General features: G+C 68.6%; 21 protein-coding genes. 19 read left to right on the top strand and 2 right to left on the bottom strand.

The window, feature by feature from the left end:
• The first annotated feature begins 5 nt into the window (after window positions 1-5).
• Window positions 6-407: a DUF1489 family protein gene (locus tag ACLIMP_RS04740; protein WP_324697861.1), complete on the top strand. Its 402-nt coding sequence runs from the start codon at window positions 6-8 to the stop codon at window positions 405-407.
• A 53-nt stretch (window positions 408-460) separates the two neighbouring features.
• Here ACLIMP_RS04740 and ACLIMP_RS04735 read toward each other — a convergent pair whose 3' ends face one another.
• Window positions 461-1,162 (bottom strand): DUF2490 domain-containing protein, encoded by a 702-nt coding sequence (locus tag ACLIMP_RS04735; RefSeq protein ID WP_324697859.1) that lies wholly within the window; start codon window positions 1,160-1,162, stop codon window positions 461-463.
• A 222-nt stretch (window positions 1,163-1,384) separates the two neighbouring features.
• Entirely contained in the window at window positions 1,385-2,209 is an 825-nt protein-coding gene (locus tag ACLIMP_RS04730; RefSeq protein WP_132469857.1) for a flagellin N-terminal helical domain-containing protein, read from the bottom strand.
• 256 nt (window positions 2,210-2,465) lie between these two features.
• Between ACLIMP_RS04730 and ACLIMP_RS04725 the strand changes: the two genes are divergently transcribed.
• The 18 genes from ACLIMP_RS04725 (at window position 2,466) to ACLIMP_RS04640 (ending at window position 17,837) form a co-directional block, all read left to right on the top strand.
• The gene (locus ACLIMP_RS04725; protein WP_324697856.1) at window positions 2,466-3,776 is read left to right on the top strand and encodes a sigma-54 interaction domain-containing protein; all 1,311 of its coding nucleotides are present in this window, start codon (window positions 2,466-2,468) and stop codon (window positions 3,774-3,776) included.
• Window positions 3,773-4,156, top strand: coding sequence for a flagellar hook-basal body complex protein FliE (gene fliE, locus ACLIMP_RS04720; protein ID WP_324697854.1), 384 nt, complete (start codon window positions 3,773-3,775; stop codon window positions 4,154-4,156). The genes ACLIMP_RS04725 and fliE overlap by 4 nt, the downstream gene beginning before the upstream one ends.
• 6 nt (window positions 4,157-4,162) lie before the next feature.
• The gene (fliF, locus tag ACLIMP_RS04715; RefSeq protein WP_324697852.1) at window positions 4,163-5,950 is read left to right on the top strand and encodes a flagellar basal-body MS-ring/collar protein FliF; all 1,788 of its coding nucleotides are present in this window, start codon (window positions 4,163-4,165) and stop codon (window positions 5,948-5,950) included.
• On the top strand, window positions 5,950-6,978 hold the full coding sequence (gene fliG / locus ACLIMP_RS04710) for a flagellar motor switch protein FliG (RefSeq protein WP_054436931.1): 1,029 nt from the start codon (window positions 5,950-5,952) through the stop codon (window positions 6,976-6,978). The genes fliF and fliG overlap by 1 nt, the downstream gene beginning before the upstream one ends.
• Window positions 6,971-7,645: a FliH/SctL family protein gene (locus ACLIMP_RS04705; RefSeq protein WP_324697850.1), complete on the top strand. Its 675-nt coding sequence runs from the start codon at window positions 6,971-6,973 to the stop codon at window positions 7,643-7,645. Before fliG ends, ACLIMP_RS04705 begins: the two co-directional genes overlap by 8 nt.
• Window positions 7,639-8,964 carry a FliI/YscN family ATPase gene (locus tag ACLIMP_RS04700; RefSeq protein WP_324697848.1) on the top strand — a complete coding sequence of 442 codons (1,326 nt, stop codon included), beginning with the start codon at window positions 7,639-7,641 and terminating at the stop codon, window positions 8,962-8,964. The genes ACLIMP_RS04705 and ACLIMP_RS04700 overlap by 7 nt, the downstream gene beginning before the upstream one ends.
• 25 nt (window positions 8,965-8,989) lie before the next feature.
• Entirely contained in the window at window positions 8,990-9,394 is a 405-nt protein-coding gene (locus tag ACLIMP_RS04695) for a hypothetical protein (protein ID WP_443478077.1), read from the top strand.
• Window positions 9,395-9,402: 8 nt separating this feature from the next.
• Window positions 9,403-10,866 (top strand): hypothetical protein, encoded by a 1,464-nt coding sequence (locus ACLIMP_RS04690; protein WP_443478076.1) that lies wholly within the window; start codon window positions 9,403-9,405, stop codon window positions 10,864-10,866.
• 24 nt (window positions 10,867-10,890) lie between these two features.
• The gene (locus ACLIMP_RS04685) at window positions 10,891-11,478 is read left to right on the top strand and encodes a flagellar basal body-associated FliL family protein (RefSeq protein ID WP_324697842.1); all 588 of its coding nucleotides are present in this window, start codon (window positions 10,891-10,893) and stop codon (window positions 11,476-11,478) included.
• Window positions 11,479-11,542: 64 nt separating this feature from the next.
• Window positions 11,543-12,382 (top strand): FliM/FliN family flagellar motor switch protein, encoded by an 840-nt coding sequence (locus tag ACLIMP_RS04680; protein WP_324697840.1) that lies wholly within the window; start codon window positions 11,543-11,545, stop codon window positions 12,380-12,382.
• Window positions 12,383-12,402: 20 nt separating this feature from the next.
• The gene (gene fliN, locus ACLIMP_RS04675) at window positions 12,403-12,726 is read left to right on the top strand and encodes a flagellar motor switch protein FliN (protein ID WP_054436914.1); all 324 of its coding nucleotides are present in this window, start codon (window positions 12,403-12,405) and stop codon (window positions 12,724-12,726) included.
• Window positions 12,726-13,022, top strand: a complete 297-nt coding sequence (locus ACLIMP_RS04670; protein ID WP_324697837.1) for a FliO/MopB family protein — start codon at window positions 12,726-12,728, stop codon at window positions 13,020-13,022. Before fliN ends, ACLIMP_RS04670 begins: the two co-directional genes overlap by 1 nt.
• On the top strand, window positions 13,019-13,792 hold the full coding sequence (gene fliP / locus ACLIMP_RS04665; protein ID WP_324697835.1) for a flagellar type III secretion system pore protein FliP: 774 nt from the start codon (window positions 13,019-13,021) through the stop codon (window positions 13,790-13,792). The genes ACLIMP_RS04670 and fliP overlap by 4 nt, the downstream gene beginning before the upstream one ends.
• A gap of 9 nt (window positions 13,793-13,801) precedes the next feature.
• Window positions 13,802-14,092, top strand: a complete 291-nt coding sequence (locus ACLIMP_RS04660; RefSeq protein ID WP_054436907.1) for a flagellar biosynthetic protein FliQ — start codon at window positions 13,802-13,804, stop codon at window positions 14,090-14,092.
• Window positions 14,089-14,871, top strand: a complete 783-nt coding sequence (gene fliR / locus ACLIMP_RS04655; RefSeq protein WP_132469854.1) for a flagellar biosynthetic protein FliR — start codon at window positions 14,089-14,091, stop codon at window positions 14,869-14,871. Before ACLIMP_RS04660 ends, fliR begins: the two co-directional genes overlap by 4 nt.
• The gene (locus tag ACLIMP_RS04650; protein WP_185998154.1) at window positions 14,868-16,004 is read left to right on the top strand and encodes an EscU/YscU/HrcU family type III secretion system export apparatus switch protein; all 1,137 of its coding nucleotides are present in this window, start codon (window positions 14,868-14,870) and stop codon (window positions 16,002-16,004) included. The genes fliR and ACLIMP_RS04650 overlap by 4 nt, the downstream gene beginning before the upstream one ends.
• A gap of 44 nt (window positions 16,005-16,048) precedes the next feature.
• Window positions 16,049-17,461, top strand: a complete 1,413-nt coding sequence (fliD, locus tag ACLIMP_RS04645) for a flagellar filament capping protein FliD (protein ID WP_324697831.1) — start codon at window positions 16,049-16,051, stop codon at window positions 17,459-17,461.
• A gap of 1 nt (window position 17,462) precedes the next feature.
• Window positions 17,463-17,837 (top strand): flagellar protein FliS, encoded by a 375-nt coding sequence (locus ACLIMP_RS04640; protein ID WP_185998156.1) that lies wholly within the window; start codon window positions 17,463-17,465, stop codon window positions 17,835-17,837.
• The last annotated feature ends 40 nt before the right edge of the window (window positions 17,838-17,877 follow it).

Raw genomic sequence — 17,877 nt, 5'->3', positions numbered from 1 at the left:
CGCCCATGCCGCTGCACATGACCAAGATCGCCTTTTCCGCCGAGAGCCCGGCGGACTTGCGCGCCTGGCTGGAGAGCCACGAAGCGATCGGTGAAGCCCGCCTGACCACCCGCTACCTGCCCAAGCGGCAGGAAGAGATGGTCGGCGGCTCGCTCTACTGGATCTACGAACATGCGCTGATCGGCCGCTCGCCCATCCTCGGGTTCGAGCAACGCGAGGACGGGCGCTGGCACATCCGCCTCGCCCCCAGCCTGATCCCGGTCGTCACCCAGCCCAAGCGCGCCCATCAGGGGTGGCGCTATCTTGCCGAGGAACAGGCCCCGCGCGACCTTGGCGAGGGCGAGAGCGCCGGCGATGCCATGCCCCCTGCGCTCGCCCGCGAACTGGCCAAGCTGGGACTGGTCTGACAGGGACGGGTGCAAAAGGCCTGTCCCGCGCCAAAGCGGAGCATTCCTGATGTTCAGTGACGGAAGAACAGGGACACCGAGGCGACGTGGTTCACTCGCGTCCGGCCCCGGCTCTGGTCTATCACCTGGTTGAGATAGCCCAGTTCCACGGTCGTCGCCTCCTTCACGCCCAGTTCCACGCCCACGAAGGAGCGGAGCTGATCGAAGCCGCCGCGCGCGCCCCAATCCGTGTCGTTGAGCGCAAGGAAGCCTTCGGCATAGACCAGCGCGTTCACGGCATTGCTTCCGGGCTGCAGCGGCTTTTCGTAACGCAGCATCTCGCGCAGGCGCCAGCCGGTATCGCTGCCGTCCGAACGCCAGCGCTGCTCCAGCCGCGTACGTGAGGTGAGTTCGCCGCCCAGCGGCCTGCCCATGAACCAGTTGAGCTGCTGGAAGCTACGCTCCTCGTTCACGTCCCTGCCGCCGTCCACCGGCACCACGACATGGGCATAGCCCTGATAGAGCGTGACGGAGGGAGAAAGCTTCAGGCCCACCGCCCCGCGCAGCAGGAGCTGGTCCAGCCGCGAGGCTCCATCACCCATGCGCGGCTGAAGCTCGGCGAAGTAGACGACATCGCCCGAGATCGGCCCCATCGCCGTAAGATTGACCCAGACCTGTTCGTCCTCCCGCGTTTCGGCAGCGGCGGCTACCGGCAGGAACGAGGCGAAAGCCATGGCGAAACGGCTGGCGAGGCGGATGGGGGAAGCGCGGCGCATGAAATGTCCAGATCGAGGAAGCGGGTCATGCTCCTCTATGAACCGTCCGTTGCCCGGTCGTGTCCTGCCTGTATTCGCTCGTGGCCGCGCGTTCTTCGGCCACCCCCCGATGCTGGCATACGAACGGCATGCCGACACGCGAACGGGCCCGGCGCTCTGGGGACTGGCGCCGGGCCCGCGCGGCCGGTCACGCAGGACCGGCCGCCAGTCGATGAGCTTCGCTTAGCGGAGCAGCGACAGCACGTTCTGCTGGCTCTGGTTGGCCTGCGCGATCATCGCCGTGGACGCCTGGCTCAGGATCTGGGCCTTGGCCATCTGCGTGGTCTCGCTCGAATAGTCGGCATCCTCGATCCGCGAACGCGCGTCCGACAGGTTGGTCACGTTGTTGGTGAGGTTGTTCACCGCCGATTCCAGTCGGTTCTGGCCGGCGCCGAGCGAAGCGCGGGTCTTGTTCACATCCGCCAGCGCGAGATCGACGCTGTCGATGGTGTCCGAAGCGGCCGAGGCCGAGGAGACGTCGAGCGCAGAAGCGTCGATATTGGTGCCGTCGATCGCCGAGGAGGTCAGCGTGATCGTCTCGCCCGAATTTGCGCCGGTCTGGATGTCGAAGGTCACGTCGCTGCCCGAAGTGGTCGAGAACAGCGTGTTGCCGTTGAAGGTCGTATCCGAGAGGATATCGTCGATCTGGCTGGTCAGCGCCGTCACTTCCGACTGCATCGCCGTGCGATCCGAATCCTGGTACGTGCCCGAGGCCGACTGGATCGCCAGTTCGCGAACGCGCTGGAGCATGTTGGAAACTTCCGAAAGCGCACCTTCCGCCGTCTGGGCGAGCGAGATGCCGTCATTGGCATTGCGGATGCCCTGGCTCATGCCGCGGACCTGCGCGGTCATCGAAGTGGAGATGGCAAGGCCGGCGGCGTCGTCCTTGGCGGAATTGATGCGCTTGCCGGTCGACAGGCGCTCCATGGCGGTGCCGAGCATCTTGTTGGCGGAATTCGACGCATTGGCGGCGCGAATCGCGCTGATGTTGGTGTTGATGACGGACATGTATTGGCTCCCGTTGAGTGTCTCGAGGTGGAAACAGCGTCTGCCGGCCCATCCGGTGCGGCTGTCGGGGCTAAGACCGGCAACGGGACGGCAAATTTAAGCCCGCCTGCCGCACGGTTCGTCCCCGAAACCCCCGGACTTCCGCGAAAATTCACTTTCACTAAGGGTCGCTACGGGGCCTTAAATTTCCCAAAGATTCGCCGTTAGGCACGCATATCGAACCCCGGAACTTGTTAATTCCACGGGGACGCGAGACATGGTCGAACCGGTTTTCGACACGGAATTTAATCGCCGGCACGGACCGCTCGCTCACCGGGCAGTGGCTATTGCCGGATCTTTGCTCGACTGTTCGGCGATCGAACTTCGGGACGGTGCGGACGCATCCATCGGCACGATTTCGGCCATGCCGACCTCGCGCAAGGTGCGGCTGTCGCGCGGCGCCGTGCCGGCGCTCTCACGCGAAGGCGGATCCGAAATCGCGCTGACTTACGCCGACCCCGTGAGCGAGGCGTCGCTCGCCATGCTGCTCGCCGCCATGGCTGCGCCTGACGAGCCGATCGCCGCCGATCCCGAGAGCATCTCGGTTTTCGCCCTGGCGGACCGTCTGGCGAACAGCGACATTCCCGTGCTCGTCAACGGGCCGACCGGCACCGGCAAGGAAGTGCTCAGCCGCTTCATCCACAACCGCAGCCCGCGCCGCAGCGGCCCGTTCATCGCGGTGAACTGCGCCGCCATGCCCGAAACCATGCTGGAGGCCATGCTGTTCGGCCACCAGAAGGGCGCCTTCACCGGCGCCACCCAGTCGAGCGAGGGCTTCATGCGCGCCGCGGACGGCGGCACCCTGCTACTGGACGAGATCGCCGAACTGCCGCTTTCCCTCCAGGCCAAGCTGCTGCGCGCCTTGCAGGAACAGGAAGTGGTGCCGATCGGCTCGACACGCCCGATCAAGGTGGACATTCGCGTGATCGCCTGCGCCAACCGCGACCTGCCGACCGAAGTGGCCGAAGGCCGCTTTCGCGCCGACCTCTATTACCGCCTCAACGTCTTCCCGCTCACCCTGCGCCCCTTGCGCGAGCGGGCGGACGATATCGCCCCGCTCGCCTTCGGCATGACCCTGCGCCATGCGCCCGATCCGGCACGCGTGCCCTGCCTGAACGATGCCGCGCTGGCCCTGCTGCGGCTTCACCCCTGGCCGGGCAACGTGCGCGAACTGGAGAACGTCATGCGCCGCGCCCTGTTGCTGGCACATGGCAAGGGCACGATCACGCCCGCGCACATCGTGTTCGACAGCCCGGCGCGCCTGCTTCCCTTCGCGGCAGGCGGCGGAACCGGCCCTGGCGCAATGCCGGGCGACGGCCCCGAAAGCGACGGCGGCCGCAAGCTGTCGAGCATCGTCCAGAACTCCGAGGCCCGCGCCATCGCCGAAACCCTTGAAGCCTGCGGCGGCAACCGCGTGCGCGCGGCGCGCGAGCTGGGCATTTCCGAGCGGACCCTGCGCTATCGCCTCGCTTCCCTGCGCGAAGCCGGCATCGAGATCGGCCGCAGCGCGGTGGGAGGCATCCGGTGAGCGCCATCCCCGCCCTTTCCGCCAACGCGGGCGGTATCCAGCAGATCATGGCCATGCGCCAGCAGATCATCCAGCGCAGCGACCTGCTCCAGCAAATTCACGCCGCCCAGGGCGCGGCGCCCACCGCGGTCGGCTCTGCCGGGACGACGGCGGCTCCGGCGCAGGGGTTCGCCGATACGCTGAAGTCCGCGATCGACGGTGTGAACGCGGTCCAGTCCCGCGCCGACGGCGTGACCGAAGCCTACCAGAAGGGCGAAGTCACCGATGTCGCCAAGGTCATGCTCGCGCGGCAGGAGGCCGGCGTCGCCTTCGAAGCGACCATGCAGGTGCGCAACAAGCTGCTGTCCGCCTACCAGGACATCATGCGGATGGGAGTCTGATCCAGCATGGCCGACCTCGTACCCGCGGCCGCCGATGGCGGCGCCCGGCTTCCCGCCACCACCTCCATGTTCGCGCCATTCACCGATCGTTCCGGCGGCTCGGTGCTGACACGCCTCGGCACATTCACCGCGCAACCGGCGGTGAAGAAGATGCTGCCTGCCTTCATCGGGCTTGCCGCCGTGGGCGGGGCGCTGCTGGCGTGGACCATGCTGGCCCCGTCATCGCAGCGCGTGCTCTACGCTCAGCTCGGCGATGCCGACCGCGCCGGTGTCGCCGCGGCGCTGGACCAGGCGGGGATCGACTACCGGATAGACAACCGGACCGGCGCTCTCACCGTGGGCGAAGGCGATTTCTACAAGGCGCGGATGCTCGTGGCCTCCGACGGCGCACTGGCTACGCCCGAGAGCGGCGACCAGATGCTCGACAAGCTGCCGATGGGCGCCAGCCGCACGCTGGAAGGCGAGCGCCTGCGTTCCGCCCGCGAGCATGACCTGCAACTGACCATCGGCGAGATCGACGGCGTGGAATCCGTGCGCGTCCACGTTGCCGAGGGCGAGAAGTCCGTGTTCGTGCGTGACAACGTGCCGCCCACCGCCTCGGTGATGGTGCGGCTGAAGGCCGGGCGCCAGCTTTCCGAGAGCCAGGTCTCCGCCATCGTCAACCTCGTCGCCGGCTCGGTGCCGGGCCTTTCCCCCGATGCGGTGAAAGTGGTGGACCAGCACGGCCAGCTCCTCTCGCAGGGGGGCGGCGCGCAGTCCGACCGGCTCGACCTGCAATCGCGCATGGAGGCGAAGATCCGCGAGCAGGTCTCGCAATTGCTCAGCCCCGTGCTCGGCGCCGACAACTTCACCACCGAGGCGCAAGTGGCGCTCGACATGGACGAGGTGACCTCGGCCCGCGAAAGCTACGACAAGGACGGCGTGGTCCGCACCGAGACTCAGGAACAGTCGCAATCGACCGGTACGGCGCCGGCTGCCGGGGTGCCCGGCGTGCTGTCCAACACGCCGCCCCCCGCAACCCAGGCCCGCCCCGGCCCGCCGCAGGGCACGCAGCCCGCACCCGCCGCCACGCCGCCCAGCAACGGCGAATCCTCCTCCAGCCGCACTTACGAACTGGGCCGCCAGGTCTCTGTCGCCAATACCCGGCCTGGCGGGGTCCGGCGGATTTCCGTGGCGGTGGCCATCAAGGCGGACGCCATGAAAGGCGCGCGCGCGCAGGAGGCGCAGGACATCCAGTCGCTGGTGAGCGCGGCCGTGGGCGCCGATCCCCAGCGCGGCGATCAGGTCAAGGTCGTCGTGCGGCGGTTCGAGCAGGAAAGCGGCGAGACCCTGCCCTTCTACGAGGCCCCGTGGTTCGCCATGGTCGTGCGCAACGGCGCCGCATTGCTGGCGGTGCTGATGGTCCTGCTGCTTGGCGTTCGTCCGCTGATCGCGGCGATGCGCGGTGAAAAGGCCCCGCCGAAGGGACGGAAGCGGCGCAAGTCCGGCGCCGCCGCCGACGAGGAAGACCGGGACGATGCCGTCCAGCTCGCCCTCGAACGTGCGCTGGAGCGTCCGCTGGACGCCGTGCCGCTCGCCGGGGCCCTGCCGCACCGCCCGGAAATCCCCGGCGCCGACGGGCTCGACATCGACTTGCGCCGGGCCGACCTGCTTTCCCGCCAGGTCAACCTCGCCCAGCGCCTCGTTTCCGAAAAGCCCGACAGCGCGGTGGCGGCGCTGCGCCAGATGATCAACGAGCCCGCCCCTGACGGCCAACCGGGACCGGAAGCATCCGGGCGGGCGAAAGCGGCCTGATGAGCGAACCTCCAACCCCGCCCCCCGCCACGTCAGACCTGCCCGCCGCCGACAATGCCGCGATCATGATGATGCTGCTCGACGAGGACCAGACAAGCCGCATCCTCTCCGAACTCGAACCGGAAGAATTGCGCCGTCTTGGCGAGAAGATGTGCGCGCTCGGCGAGATCGGGCCGGACGTGATCGCGGAGGCCATCGCCGGATTCGTCTCCCGGACCGAGGCGCTCGGCCTCGTCGCGCATGACCGGGTGGGGCAAGTGCGCGGCATGTTCGCCAGAGCGGTGGGCGAGGTGAAGGCGGACAACATGATGCGCCGCATCCTGCCCGGCGCCGCGCCGCATTCGACCCTCGAACTCGCACGCTGGCTCACGCCTGAATCGCTGGTTCCGCTGGTGCGCGGCGAACATCCGCAGGCCATCGCCGTGCTGCTGGTGCAGCTCGATCCCGAAGTGGCCGCCGCCGTGCTTCATGCCCTGCCCGCCGAATCCCAGCCCGAGATCGTCCACCGCATCGCCACGCTCGGCCCGGTTTCGCCGCAGGCCATCATGATGCTGGAGGAACTGCTTGCCCGCCGCATCACCGAATGCCACGGCCAGCGCCCGCTCACCATCGGCGGCGCGCGCGAGGCCGCCGAGATCATCAACGGTGTCGGCAAGGTCGTGGAAAAGCGCGTGCTGGGCGAACTGACCCGCCGCGACAAGCTGCTGGCCCGGCGCATCGAGGACGAGATGTTCAAGTTCGAGCATCTCTTCGTGCTTGATCCCAAGTCCATGGGCACGCTGCTGCGCGACGTGCCCAACGATTCGCTGATCGATGCATTGAAAGGCGTGAGCGAGGACGAGCGCGAGCACTTCTTCCGCGCCATGTCGAGCCGCGCCGCGGACGGCGTGAAGGACGAGATCGTCGCACGGGGGCGGACACGCCTGGCCGACGTGGTTGCCGCGCAGAAGGAGATCGTGGCCATCGCCCGCCGCCTTGCCGCGGACGGCGCGATAGCCTTCGGGTCGGGAGACGACGACTATGTCTGACCTCGCCTTCTCCCGCCGGACCGAACCGGGCCGGGCCTCCGCAAGGCTGCTCGATACGCTGGCCCGGCCGCCCCGTCATCAGGTTCCCGGAATCCAGCCCGAGGGTTTCAAGGCGGATGCCCGCTTCGGCAGCAAGGCGCAGGCCCCTTCCCCGCACGAACCGGATCCGGCCCCTGCTGCCCCGGAAAGCGAAAGCGGCGATCCCGTTGCGGAGGCCTTCAGCCATGGCTTCGCGGTGGGCCACGAACAGGCCTCGCACGAAGCCCGGCTTCGTGCCGAAACCGACGAAGCCGCGCGGGAAAAGCTCTCTCTCGCATTCGCGCGTCTCGACGAGGTGCTGGAGGAGGAACTGCGCCTGCGCCTGCGAGACACGGTGTCCGCCCTGTGCGAATCCGCCATCGCGCCGCTGGCGATCGATCCCGATGCCCTCCTGCGCAGGGTGAGCGTGGCGGTTTCCATGCTGACCCGCGCCGAGGACGAGCGGCTCGTCCGGCTCCACCCCGAAGACCTCAGGCTTGTCTCCTCCCGCCTTTCGGCCGAATGGCAGGTCCAGCCCGATACCACGCTCGAACGCGGAACCGTTCGTGTCGAAACGGCGACCGGCGGCGTCGAGGACGGTCCCGCCAACTGGCGCCGCGCCATCGCCGAGGCGCTTCACCGGTGCTGAAGCTCTGGGAACCGATCCTCGCCGATCTCGCAGCGGAACCGCTGGACCTCGCGCCCCGTCGCTTCGGCCTTGTCGCCGCCTGCGACGGCGGGCTTCTGGAAGTGAGCGGCCTTTCCGTGCCGGTGGGGGCGATGTGCCGCGTCTCCCACGCGCCGGGCAAGTCGCTCGCCGCCGAAGTGATCGGCTTCCGCAACGGGCGGACGATGATGATGCTGCTCGGCGACATGATCCTGCTGCGGCCCGGCGCGCGGGTCTGGGCGGAAGGGCGGCCCGGACTGTTGCCGGTGGGGGAATCCTTCCTCGGCCGCGCGGTGGATGGCGAAGGGTTGCCGATCGACGGCGGCTTTCCGATCCACAGCCGCCTGGAATGGCCGTCCGGCGGCGTGCGCACCTCCGCGCTCGACCGCAGCCCGGTGCGCCTGCCTTTCGACACCGGCGTGCGCGCGCTCAATGCGCTTACCACATTCGGCGTCGGCCAGCGTATCGGCGTGATGGCGGGCTCCGGCGTCGGCAAGTCGGTGCTGATCGACATGATCGCGCGCGGCGCATCGGCCGAAGTCGTGGTGGTCGGCCTGATCGGCGAACGCGCGCGCGAGGTCTCGGATTTCGTCGAGCGGCACATGCAGGCGGAGAAGAAGGACAAGACCATCGTCGTCGCCGTGCCCGCCGACCATGCCCCCAACCTGCGCCTGCGCGGCGCGATGCTGGCAACCGCGATGGCGGAGCATTTCCGCGCGCGCGGACGGCGGGTGCTGCTCATCATGGACAGCCTCACCCGCGTCGCCCATGCCGCGCGCGAGATCGGCCTGTTGCTCGGCGAACCGGGCGCGGCACGCGGCTATCCGCCCTCGGCGCTGGCCACGATCACCAAGCTGGTGGAGCGCGCGGGCAATTCCGCCGCATCGGGCGGCTCGGTGACGGGGCTCTACACCGTGCTGGCCGATGGCGACAATCAGGACGATCCGGTGGTCGACACCGCACGCTCGATCCTCGACGGGCACATCGTGCTTTCGCGCGACCTTGCCCAGCGCGGGCAATATCCCGCCGTGGACATTGCCGCCTCGCTCAGCCGCGTGATGAACGACATCGTTCCCGCCGGGCACCAGCAGCTTGCCCGCCAGTTCCGCGCGCTCATCGCCGGATACGAGGCCAACCGCGACCTCGTACTGATGGGCGCCTATCGCGCCGGAGCCGATCCGCAGCTCGACCGCGCCATCGCCATGCACGACCGGCTGACGGACTTCCTCAGCCAGCCGCAGGGCGAGATCGTCGATCTTGCCGCCAGCGCCGACGCGCTGGCCGTCTTGCTCGGTACCTGATCCGGTGCAGGAAGAGCGCAAGCGATTGCTTCGGCTGCGCAGGCTCGAAAGAATCCGCGCCATCGCCAGGCAGTCTGCCGCGATCGAGGCGGCGCATGCGGAAAGCACGCTGTCGAAACTGCGCGACCTTGCCGACCGCACCCGGCAGATGGCGAACGATTACGGCAGCCGCCGCGAAATGGCGGACGGCGCGGCCCTGCATCAGGTCGGGCGCTTCGTCAGCGGCTTGCAGGCGATCTCGCGCTCCACTGACGGCGACGCCCTGCGCGCCCGGTCTATCGCCGATGCCAAGCAACAGCTTCTTGCCGAGGCCGAACGCCGCCGCGCCGCCATCGAGGAACGCGCCGCCCTGCAGGAACGCACGATCGCCAAGGGCGGAGAGACTCCCGTTCTGGCCGGCCGGAAGGCGACTGGCACGGGTCTTGAATAGAGATGTTCATGCTCGACACGAGGACCCCGCAACGCATGATCCAGTTCTCCGCCCCGGCCCCTGCAGCCGCCCCGGCATCGCCATCCACGGTGGCACCGGGAGCGGCCGGAGCCCTGGCAAAGGCTCCTGAAAACCGCCAGTTCTCCGAGGTTCTCGGGGCGACCGAAGATGCCGCCGCGCCTGCCGGGGCGGACGTGCCGGACCTCGCCCTCGCGGCCGCCGCAGACGGCAAGATCGGCAAGCGACCCGGCAAGATCCTGCCGGAAGCGATGGAGCCCGCCTCCGCCCTTCCGGATCCGGCCGAAGCACCGGCAAGCGACATGCCCGAACCGCTGGCCGCGCCGCTTCCGGACACAGGCGGAGCCGCCGCTGCCATGCTTCCCGTCATCCTCCCGATCGCAGCTTTCACGGCTGCCGCGATCCCCGCGATCCCCATCACGGCGAGCAGGACGCCCAAGGACGGTGCCGCGCCGATTGCGCCGCAGCATCCCGCGGCATCGGCCATGGTTCCGGCAGCGGCACAGCCCGCACCTGCTGCCGCGAAGGGACTGGCCGCCGCCCTATCCACGCCAGCCGCCGACGCCGCGCAGTTCCGGCTGATCGCCATCACGGCAGGCGAGGCCGACAGCGGCGATGCTCCGCCGCCGGCGCAGCCTTTCCCGGTCAGCACCACGCTGCTCGGCCGGGTGCAGGGACAGGCGCCGAAGATCGCGAGCCCTGTGCCGCCCGCCGCCGCCGTGACCGAGGCGCCCACCTCGCCCTCCGCTGCGATGCCCGGTCCCGCGAACGCCATCGCTTCGGCGACCGATCCCGAACCGCCTCTTGCTTCCTCAACCCGGCAACCTGCCGAAGCGGACATGGAATCGGCGGTGGAAGTGCCGAAAACCGGGGCGACCTCGCTTTCTCGGGAGCAGTTTCCGGCACCGCTCGCAATCACCGTCACTGGCACCGGCACCGTTCCTTCCGCCGATACCGGCAGTCCGCGCACCGCCTCCGCCGCCCCTGTCGCGGAAGGTCCGCAGGACTTCGCCGCGCTCGTCGGCAGACTGGCGCAAGCGCGCGAGGCCGCCGATCCACAGCGTGTCCGCGCCGCGCTCAGCCATGCGCAGTTCGGCGCGGTATCGCTGGAATTCCGGCACGAGGATCGCGGGCTGTCGGTGACCATGGCAAGCGCCTCGGCGGGCTTCACCGGCTCGGTTCAGGCCGCCGTCGCGGCAACCCTTGCGAGCGGGCAGACCGGCGACCCGCCACGCGACACCGGACAGCAGACAGCCCAGAACGCCCCGCAAAACCCGGCATTTGCAGGCGGTTCCGGCGGACAGACCCCGGACCAGCGCCAACAGGCTTCGGCCGCCGATGCCCGCGCGGGGCAGGAGCAGTCCCGCAGGCATGGCGCTCACCACGAACAGCGGCCGGGCGAAGCGCCGGAACAGCGGAGCGACGATGGCGGACGCGGCGGAATTTATGCCTGATCCGGCCGAACGGGGGGATAACGCGTGAACGAGAAGGCAGCACAGGACGCGCCGGCCGCGAAGAAGGGCAAGCTTGGGCTCATTCTCGTGGCGCTCGCCATGCTGGTGGTGGGGGGAGGCGGGGTTCTCGCGCTTGTGATGTCCGGCATAATCGGCGGAAATCATGCGGAAAATCGCGAGGACAACCAGCCCAAGCTGATCCGCAAGGGCGAGGATGACCCCTATATGCCCAAGGCCGAGGGCGAGGGAGAAGGCGCCGCCGTGCCCGAAGTGGAAGGCGATGGCGGCGATCCCTATCGCACCGCCTACTTCACGTTTTCCGACGATTTCACCTCGAATCTCAAGGATTCGGATGCGCTCGTGCAGCTCAGCCTGGCCTGCTCGACCCGGCGTGACGGGCGCGTGCTGATGTGGCTCAAGAAGCATGAACTGGCGATCCGATCCGCCCTGCTGGAGATCCTCGCCGATACGCCCGAGGATGACGTCTACACCCTCCCCGGCAAGGACCGGCTGGAGAAACGGATGACGGCCGCCATAAACAACGTATTGATTCAAAAGGAAGGTTTTGGCGGCATCGACGGCGTCTACTTCCGCACCTTCATCATCCAGTGAGGGCGCGGTGACAGGGGGCAGAACGACACCTAAACGCACCACAGCGCGGCACAGCGGCGAGCTGGTGGCATCCGGCCCGGCGCTGGCCGAACTGGTGCCCGCGCTGGTCCTGATCGGCGAGCGTCTCACCCGCGCACTGGCCATCGGCCTGGCCAGGCTGTCAGGCACCGATGCGCCTATCGTGCGCGCGGGGATGCCGATGGACGCCACGCTTTCCTCCCTCCAGGGCGAGATCGAGGGGCTGGCCGCGCATACGCTGATGGTGCTCGGCCCCGCCGCGCTTCCGCTGCTGGCGACGTTCGAGGCCGCCCCGGTATTCCGCCTCGTCGACCGGGCTTTCGGCGGCCCCGGCGAAGTGCCCGCGCCGCTGCCCGAGAGTTTTCCGCTGTCCGCCGAACTGCTGCTCGCCCATATCGAAAGCTGCGTGGCCGAGGCGCTGACTTTTGCCTTCGGGGCTCGGGACGATCACCGCGTGCGCCCGCTGCGCCGCGACACCAGCCTGCGCCAGCTCGATCCCTTCGCGCCCGGCGCCGACCTGCTCACCCTTTCGCTCGATATCGAGGAGCCGGAAATGCCGCCCTGGTCGCTGCTGCTCGCCATTCCCGTGGCGACGCTGGCGGAAGCGGTGGCGGCGCCGCGCAGGGAGGCGAAAGGCGGGCCGCGCCGCTTCGCCGCGCCCGAGCCGACCGACGAACCCTTCGCCTCGATGCCGCTGGAAGTGACCGCGGTGCTGGTCGACATGCGCCTCTCCATGGCCCGTCTTTCCGCGCTGCGCACCGGCGACGTGCTGCCGGTGGCGGTGGCGCGCAGCGTCCCCCTGCAAGTCGGCGGCCGCACCCTTGCCAGCGGCACCATCGGCGAACTCGACGACCGCGTCGCGGTCCAGATCACGCACGCGTTCTGACAGAAGGACATCCCAGCCCGATGAACATCCATCCCCGCGGCCTCGACTTCCTGCGCGATGTCGACGTGCGCCTGACCGTGGAACTGGGCCGCACCCAGATGAAGCTGAAGGACGTGCTCGCGCTCGGCCCGGAAAGCGTCGTCGTGCTTGACCGGCTGACCGACGAACTGCTCGACGTGCTGGTCAACGGCAAGCCCATCGCGCGCGGCGAGGTGGTTTCGCACAACGGCCGCTTCGGTCTCAGGATCGTCGAGATCGTCGGGCAGGAAGCGGAAGCGGGGGGCGGGGCGGCTGACGACGCGCTTTCCCCCGCCCTGCCCGATGGCGAGGAAGGCCAGTCCTGATGCTCTGGTATGTGCTCAAGCTGATCGTGCTGCTGCCGCTGATCGGCCTGCTGGCATGGGGCTGCCTGCTGCTGGCGCGGCGGATGCAGGAACGCGCCGGGCTGAACGCGGGCACCCGTTCGCTGCGCGTGGTGGAAACCATGATGCTTTCGCCCACCCAGCGCCTTGCCGTGATCGCCTTCCACGACCGCGAGATCCTCGTCGCCGCGACCCGACACGGCCTGACCCGCCTTGCCGAAGCGCCCGCGCGCCCGGATTTCGATGCGCTCATGGCCGCAAGGACGCCCGAGCCATGAAGCGCGCGCCCGCTTCCTGCCTCCTCTTCGCGTTCGCCCTGCCCGCCGCGCTGATACCCACGGCGAGCCGCGCGCAGGCCGCGATCCCCGGCGCGCTCGACCGGGCGCTGGGCTCGCTCGGCGGCAGCGGCGCCGGCGGTCCGGGTCTCAGCATGTCGCTGCAGCTCCTGCTGGTCATGGGGCTGCTGACGATCCTGCCCAGCCTGATCCTGATGATGACCAGCTTCACGCGCATCCTGGTGGTGCTGGCGATCCTGCGGCAGGCGCTCGGGCTCCAGCAGTCTCCGCCCAACCAGGTGCTGATCGGGCTGGCGCTGTTCCTCTCGCTTTTCGTGATGGCGCCCACGCTCGAACGGGTGAACGCCAATGCGGTGGCGCCCTATGCGGCGGGCCGCATCAATGCCGAGCAGGGAATTTCGGCCGGCGGGCGCGAATTCCACGCCTTCATGATCCGCCAGACCCGCGAACGCGACCTTACGATGTTCGCGGACATGGCCAATGCCCCTCCGTTCACGAACACCGTGGACGTGCCCTTCTCGATCCTGCTGCCCGCCTTCGTGACGAGCGAGCTGAAGACCGCGTTCCAGATCGGCTTCATGCTGTTCCTGCCGTTTCTCGTGATCGACCTGGTGGTGTCCTCGGTGCTGATGAGCCTGGGCATGATGATGATGAGCCCGATGGTGGTCTCGCTGCCGTTCAAGCTGCTGCTGTTCGTCATGGTGGACGGCTGGGCCCTGCTGATGGGCTCGCTGGCGGCGAGCTTCGGCTAGGTTTCGCCCGTGGAGGACATCACCGCCCTGCTTGCGCTGGCCGACCGGATGCTCTGGGTGACCGCGCTCGTCGCCGCGCCGGTGCTGATCGCCTCGCTTGCGGTGGGCCTTGCGGTCGGCGTGGTGCAGGCGGCGACATCCGTGAACGAGCAGACGCTGACTTTCGTGCCCAAGCTGGCGATTACCGCCGTGGTGCTGGTGATCTTCGGCGGATCGATGATGACGCTGGTGGGCGAGTTCGCACAGGAAGTCTTCGCCCAGATCGCCCGCACCGGGCAGGCCGAGCAGGTGGCGCGGTGATCCAGCTCGATTTCGGCTTCGGCGCGCTGGAGGCCGAATTCTGGCGGCTCGTCTTCGTGATGACGCGGATCGGCGCGGCGCTGGTTGCCGCGCCGCTGTTCGGTATCGCCGGGGTGCCGCCGCAAGTGCGGGTGATCGGCGCCGGGGCCATTGCCGTGCTGGTCTGCGCCTGGACCCCGGTGATGCCGCCGCCGGTGCTGCTTTCGGTGGCGGGGATGCTTGCCGTCATGGGGGAGATCCTGGTCGGGCTCTCGCTCGGCTTCGTGCTGCAACTGTCCTTCGCCGCACCGATCCTTGCCGCCGAGCTGATCGGCGGTTCGATGGGCATGAACGTGGCCACCGCCGTCGATCCCAATTCCGGTGCGCAGTCGCCCGCGCTGGGGCAATATTTCGCCGTCGTGCTCTCGCTGGTGTTCCTTGCGCTGGGCGCCCACCTGCAATGGTTCGCGCTGATCGTGGACAGCTACCGCGCGCTGCCGCCGGGCCAGACCTGGCTGGGCGCCGCCCGTTTCGCGCTGATCGGCCGGTTCGCCGCGCACATGTTCGCCACCGCCGTGACCATCGCCCTGCCCGCCTGCCTGATCCTGCTGGTGGTGCAGATCGTGACCGGGGTTCTCGGCCGCTCGGCCCCCTCGCTCAACCTGTTCTCGCTCGGGCTTCCGGCCGGCGTGCTGGGCGGGATCGCCGCGCTGCTGGTGGGCGCGCCGGTGCTGACGGACCTCGTGGTCCGCCTTTCGGCCGATGCCATCGCGCAGACCGCGCAGCTGCTTGCGCCATGAGCGAGCAGGAAGGCGAAAAGAGCTTCGCCCCTTCGGAAAAGCGCAAGCGCGAGGCGGCGAAACAGGGCGATGTCATCCGTTCCCGCGAACTGGCGACCGCCGCCTCCGTGGCGATCGGCGCGGTCTGGCTCATGGTGGCGGGGCCGTGGATACTGGACCTGCTGGCAGGCGTGCTGCGTGCCGGCTTCACGTGGAACAAGGCCGCGCTTGACGACTTCACCCCCGGCCGGTTCCTGCTGGGCGCGCTTGCCGCGATGCTGCCGCCGATCCTCGTGCTGGGCGCGGCGGTGATCCTCGCCTCGCTCGGCTCGCAGCTCGGCTTCGGCGAGGGACGCTGGCTGGGCGGCAACCTCGCGCCCAAGGGCTCGCGCATAAACCCGATGTCCGGCCTCAAGCGCATGTTCGGGCCGACCGGGCTGATCGAGATGGCCAAGGGAATCGCCAAGGTCGCCCTGCTGGGCACGATCGCCTGGACATGGGCGGACGCGCGGCTGGAAACCTTCGCGCGGCTGGGGCGCGGCAACCTGTTCGGGGAACTGGCCTATGCCTGGGACGCGCTGGTCCAGTTGCTGCTGTGGCTTTCGGCCGGCCTTTTCGTGATCGCCCTGGTGGACCTGCCGGTGCAACTCGTGCGGCGAATGCTGCGCCTGAAGATGACGCTTCAGGAAGTGCGCGATGAAGCCAAGGAAAGCGAAGGCTCGCCCGAGAAGAAAGGCGCGATCCGCGAACGCCAGCGCAAGATCGCCATGGGCGGGCTGGTGCCGGCGATGAAGGAGGCGCAGTTCATCGTCACCAACCCTTCGCATTTCGCGGTGGCGCTTGCCTACGATCCGGCGAAGGCGCCCGCGCCCGTCGTCATCGCCAAGGGCCGCGACGAGCGGGCGCTGGCCATGCGCGAAATGGCGCCCGAGTTTGCCGTGCCCGTGCTCAGCTACCCGGCGCTTGCCCGCTCGGTCTACTTCACCACGCGCGAGAAGCAGATGATCCGCGAGGACCACTATGTCGCCGTCGCCGCGATCCTGGCCTTCGTGCTGGCGGTGAAGCGGGGCGAGCACCGCCATGCGCCGGACGTCTCGGTGCCGGTGACGGTGCGCTTCGATGCCGAAGGGCGGCTCGATCCGAAGCAGGACTGAAAAATATTCCTTAACAAATTTCCAGGGCCGCCGTTCTCCCACCCATGGCTACGACCACTTCCACTTCGCTGACCACGTCCTCGCTGGTGACCGCGCTCGGCGGCGGCAGCGGCGTGGACATGGCGGCGCTGGCGAACAACCTCGCCGCGGCCCAGTTCGCCAATCGCAGCGACCGGCTGACGGCGCGGTCCGACAAGCTGACCACGCAGATCTCCACCGCATCGAACATCAAGTCGATGATGCTCTCGCTCAGCACGTCGCTGGGCACGCTGGTGCGCTCGGGAGACCTTTCGCGCAGCCCTACCGTCGCCAACAGCGCCGTCGCCGCGGGCACGCTGACCGGCAGCGCGATCCCCAGGGGCACCTACTCGCTCGAAGTGACCCAGCTTGCGAGCGGGCAGCAACTGGCCGGCAAGGCTTTCGCGGCATCGACCGCGGCAGTGGGCGCCGGCACGCTGACCTTGCGCTTCGGCACCGTGGCCGGCGGCGGCTTCACCGCGGATACCGCCCATGCCGCCGTGGACTTGACGATCGCGGCCGGGGCGACGCTGGCGGACGTGGCCAAGGCGATCAATGCCGCGAATTCCGGCGTCAGCGCCTATGTCGCCCAGACCGTGGACGGCGCCCAGCTTGTGCTCAAGGGACAGGAAGGCGCGGCCAACGGCTTCGTGCTGGAGACGACCTCCGGCCTTTCCGACCTGGCCTGGAACCCCTCTTCCACCAACGGCCAGCTTCTGGCGAGCGCCAAGGATGCCGCCTTCAAGATCGACGGGCTGCAGATGACGGCGAAGTCCAACACCGTGTCCGACGCCATCCCCGGCGTGAAACTGCAATTGAAGGCCGCCAATATCGGCGCGCCCACCACGGTCAGTTTCGCCGATCCGACCACTTCCATCGCCGGCGCCATGCAGGACCTGACCGATGCGCTGAACGAGGTGATGTCGGCGCTGAACACGGCCACCGCGATCGGCGGCGACCTTGCGGCGGACAGCGGCGCGCGGGCGCTCAAGCGCGCGCTCTCGGGCTTTGCGGGGACGACGATCATGCCGAACGCCACCGGCATGGCGAAGACGCTGGCGGACCTGGGCCTCAAGACCCAGCGCGACGGCACTTTCGCGCTCGACACCGACCGCCTGAACGCCACCATCGCCGCCGATCCCGAAGGCGTGGCGGCGATGTTCACCAACGGGCTCTACGGGGTCTACGCCAGCTACGACAAGATCTACCGCGCCGCCAGTTCCACCACCGACGGCGGTTCGCTGGGCGGCTCGATCAGCCGCTATACCAAGCAGCTCACCCAGATCGCCGAGGACAAGACCGACCTTGCCGAGCAGCAGGAAAAGCTGCGCGCCCGGCTCGCCACGCAGTTCACCGTCTCCGAAACGCGCATCGGCGTGTCGAAATCGACGCTGACGATGCTGCAGAACCAGATCGCCCAGTGGAACAAGAGCAGCTGAAATGCGACGACAGCTTTCTCCGGTGGAAGCCTATCGCCGGGTAGACTTCGACGCCCGCGTCACCGGCGCCGGCCCCGCCGAACTGGTGCACTTGTGCTACGAGCACCTGGTGGCCGCGCTGGGCACCGCCGTCCATGCCGACCGGGGCGGCGACAACGGGCTCAAGAGCCGCTCCCTCACCCGCGCGCTGACGGCGATCACCGCCCTGCAACTTGGCGTATCGGGCGAGGACGGCGTGGCGGCCGCGCTCACCCAGCTTTACGAAGCGGCGCGGCGCACCGTGCTGGACAGCGCCGTGTCGTTCGATGCGCGCCGGATCGAAATGCTGCGCAGCGACTTCGCCGAAATCGGACGCGCGCTGATGGGCCACCATTGAGCGGCTATCTCACCGAAACAACGCGGTTTAACAGATCGAT

Origin of the sequence: Novosphingobium aeonii (assembly GCF_052279045.1) — a bacterium.
Taxonomy (GTDB): domain Bacteria; phylum Pseudomonadota; class Alphaproteobacteria; order Sphingomonadales; family Sphingomonadaceae; genus Novosphingobium.
This window is presented reverse-complemented; position numbering and strand designations above follow the sequence as displayed.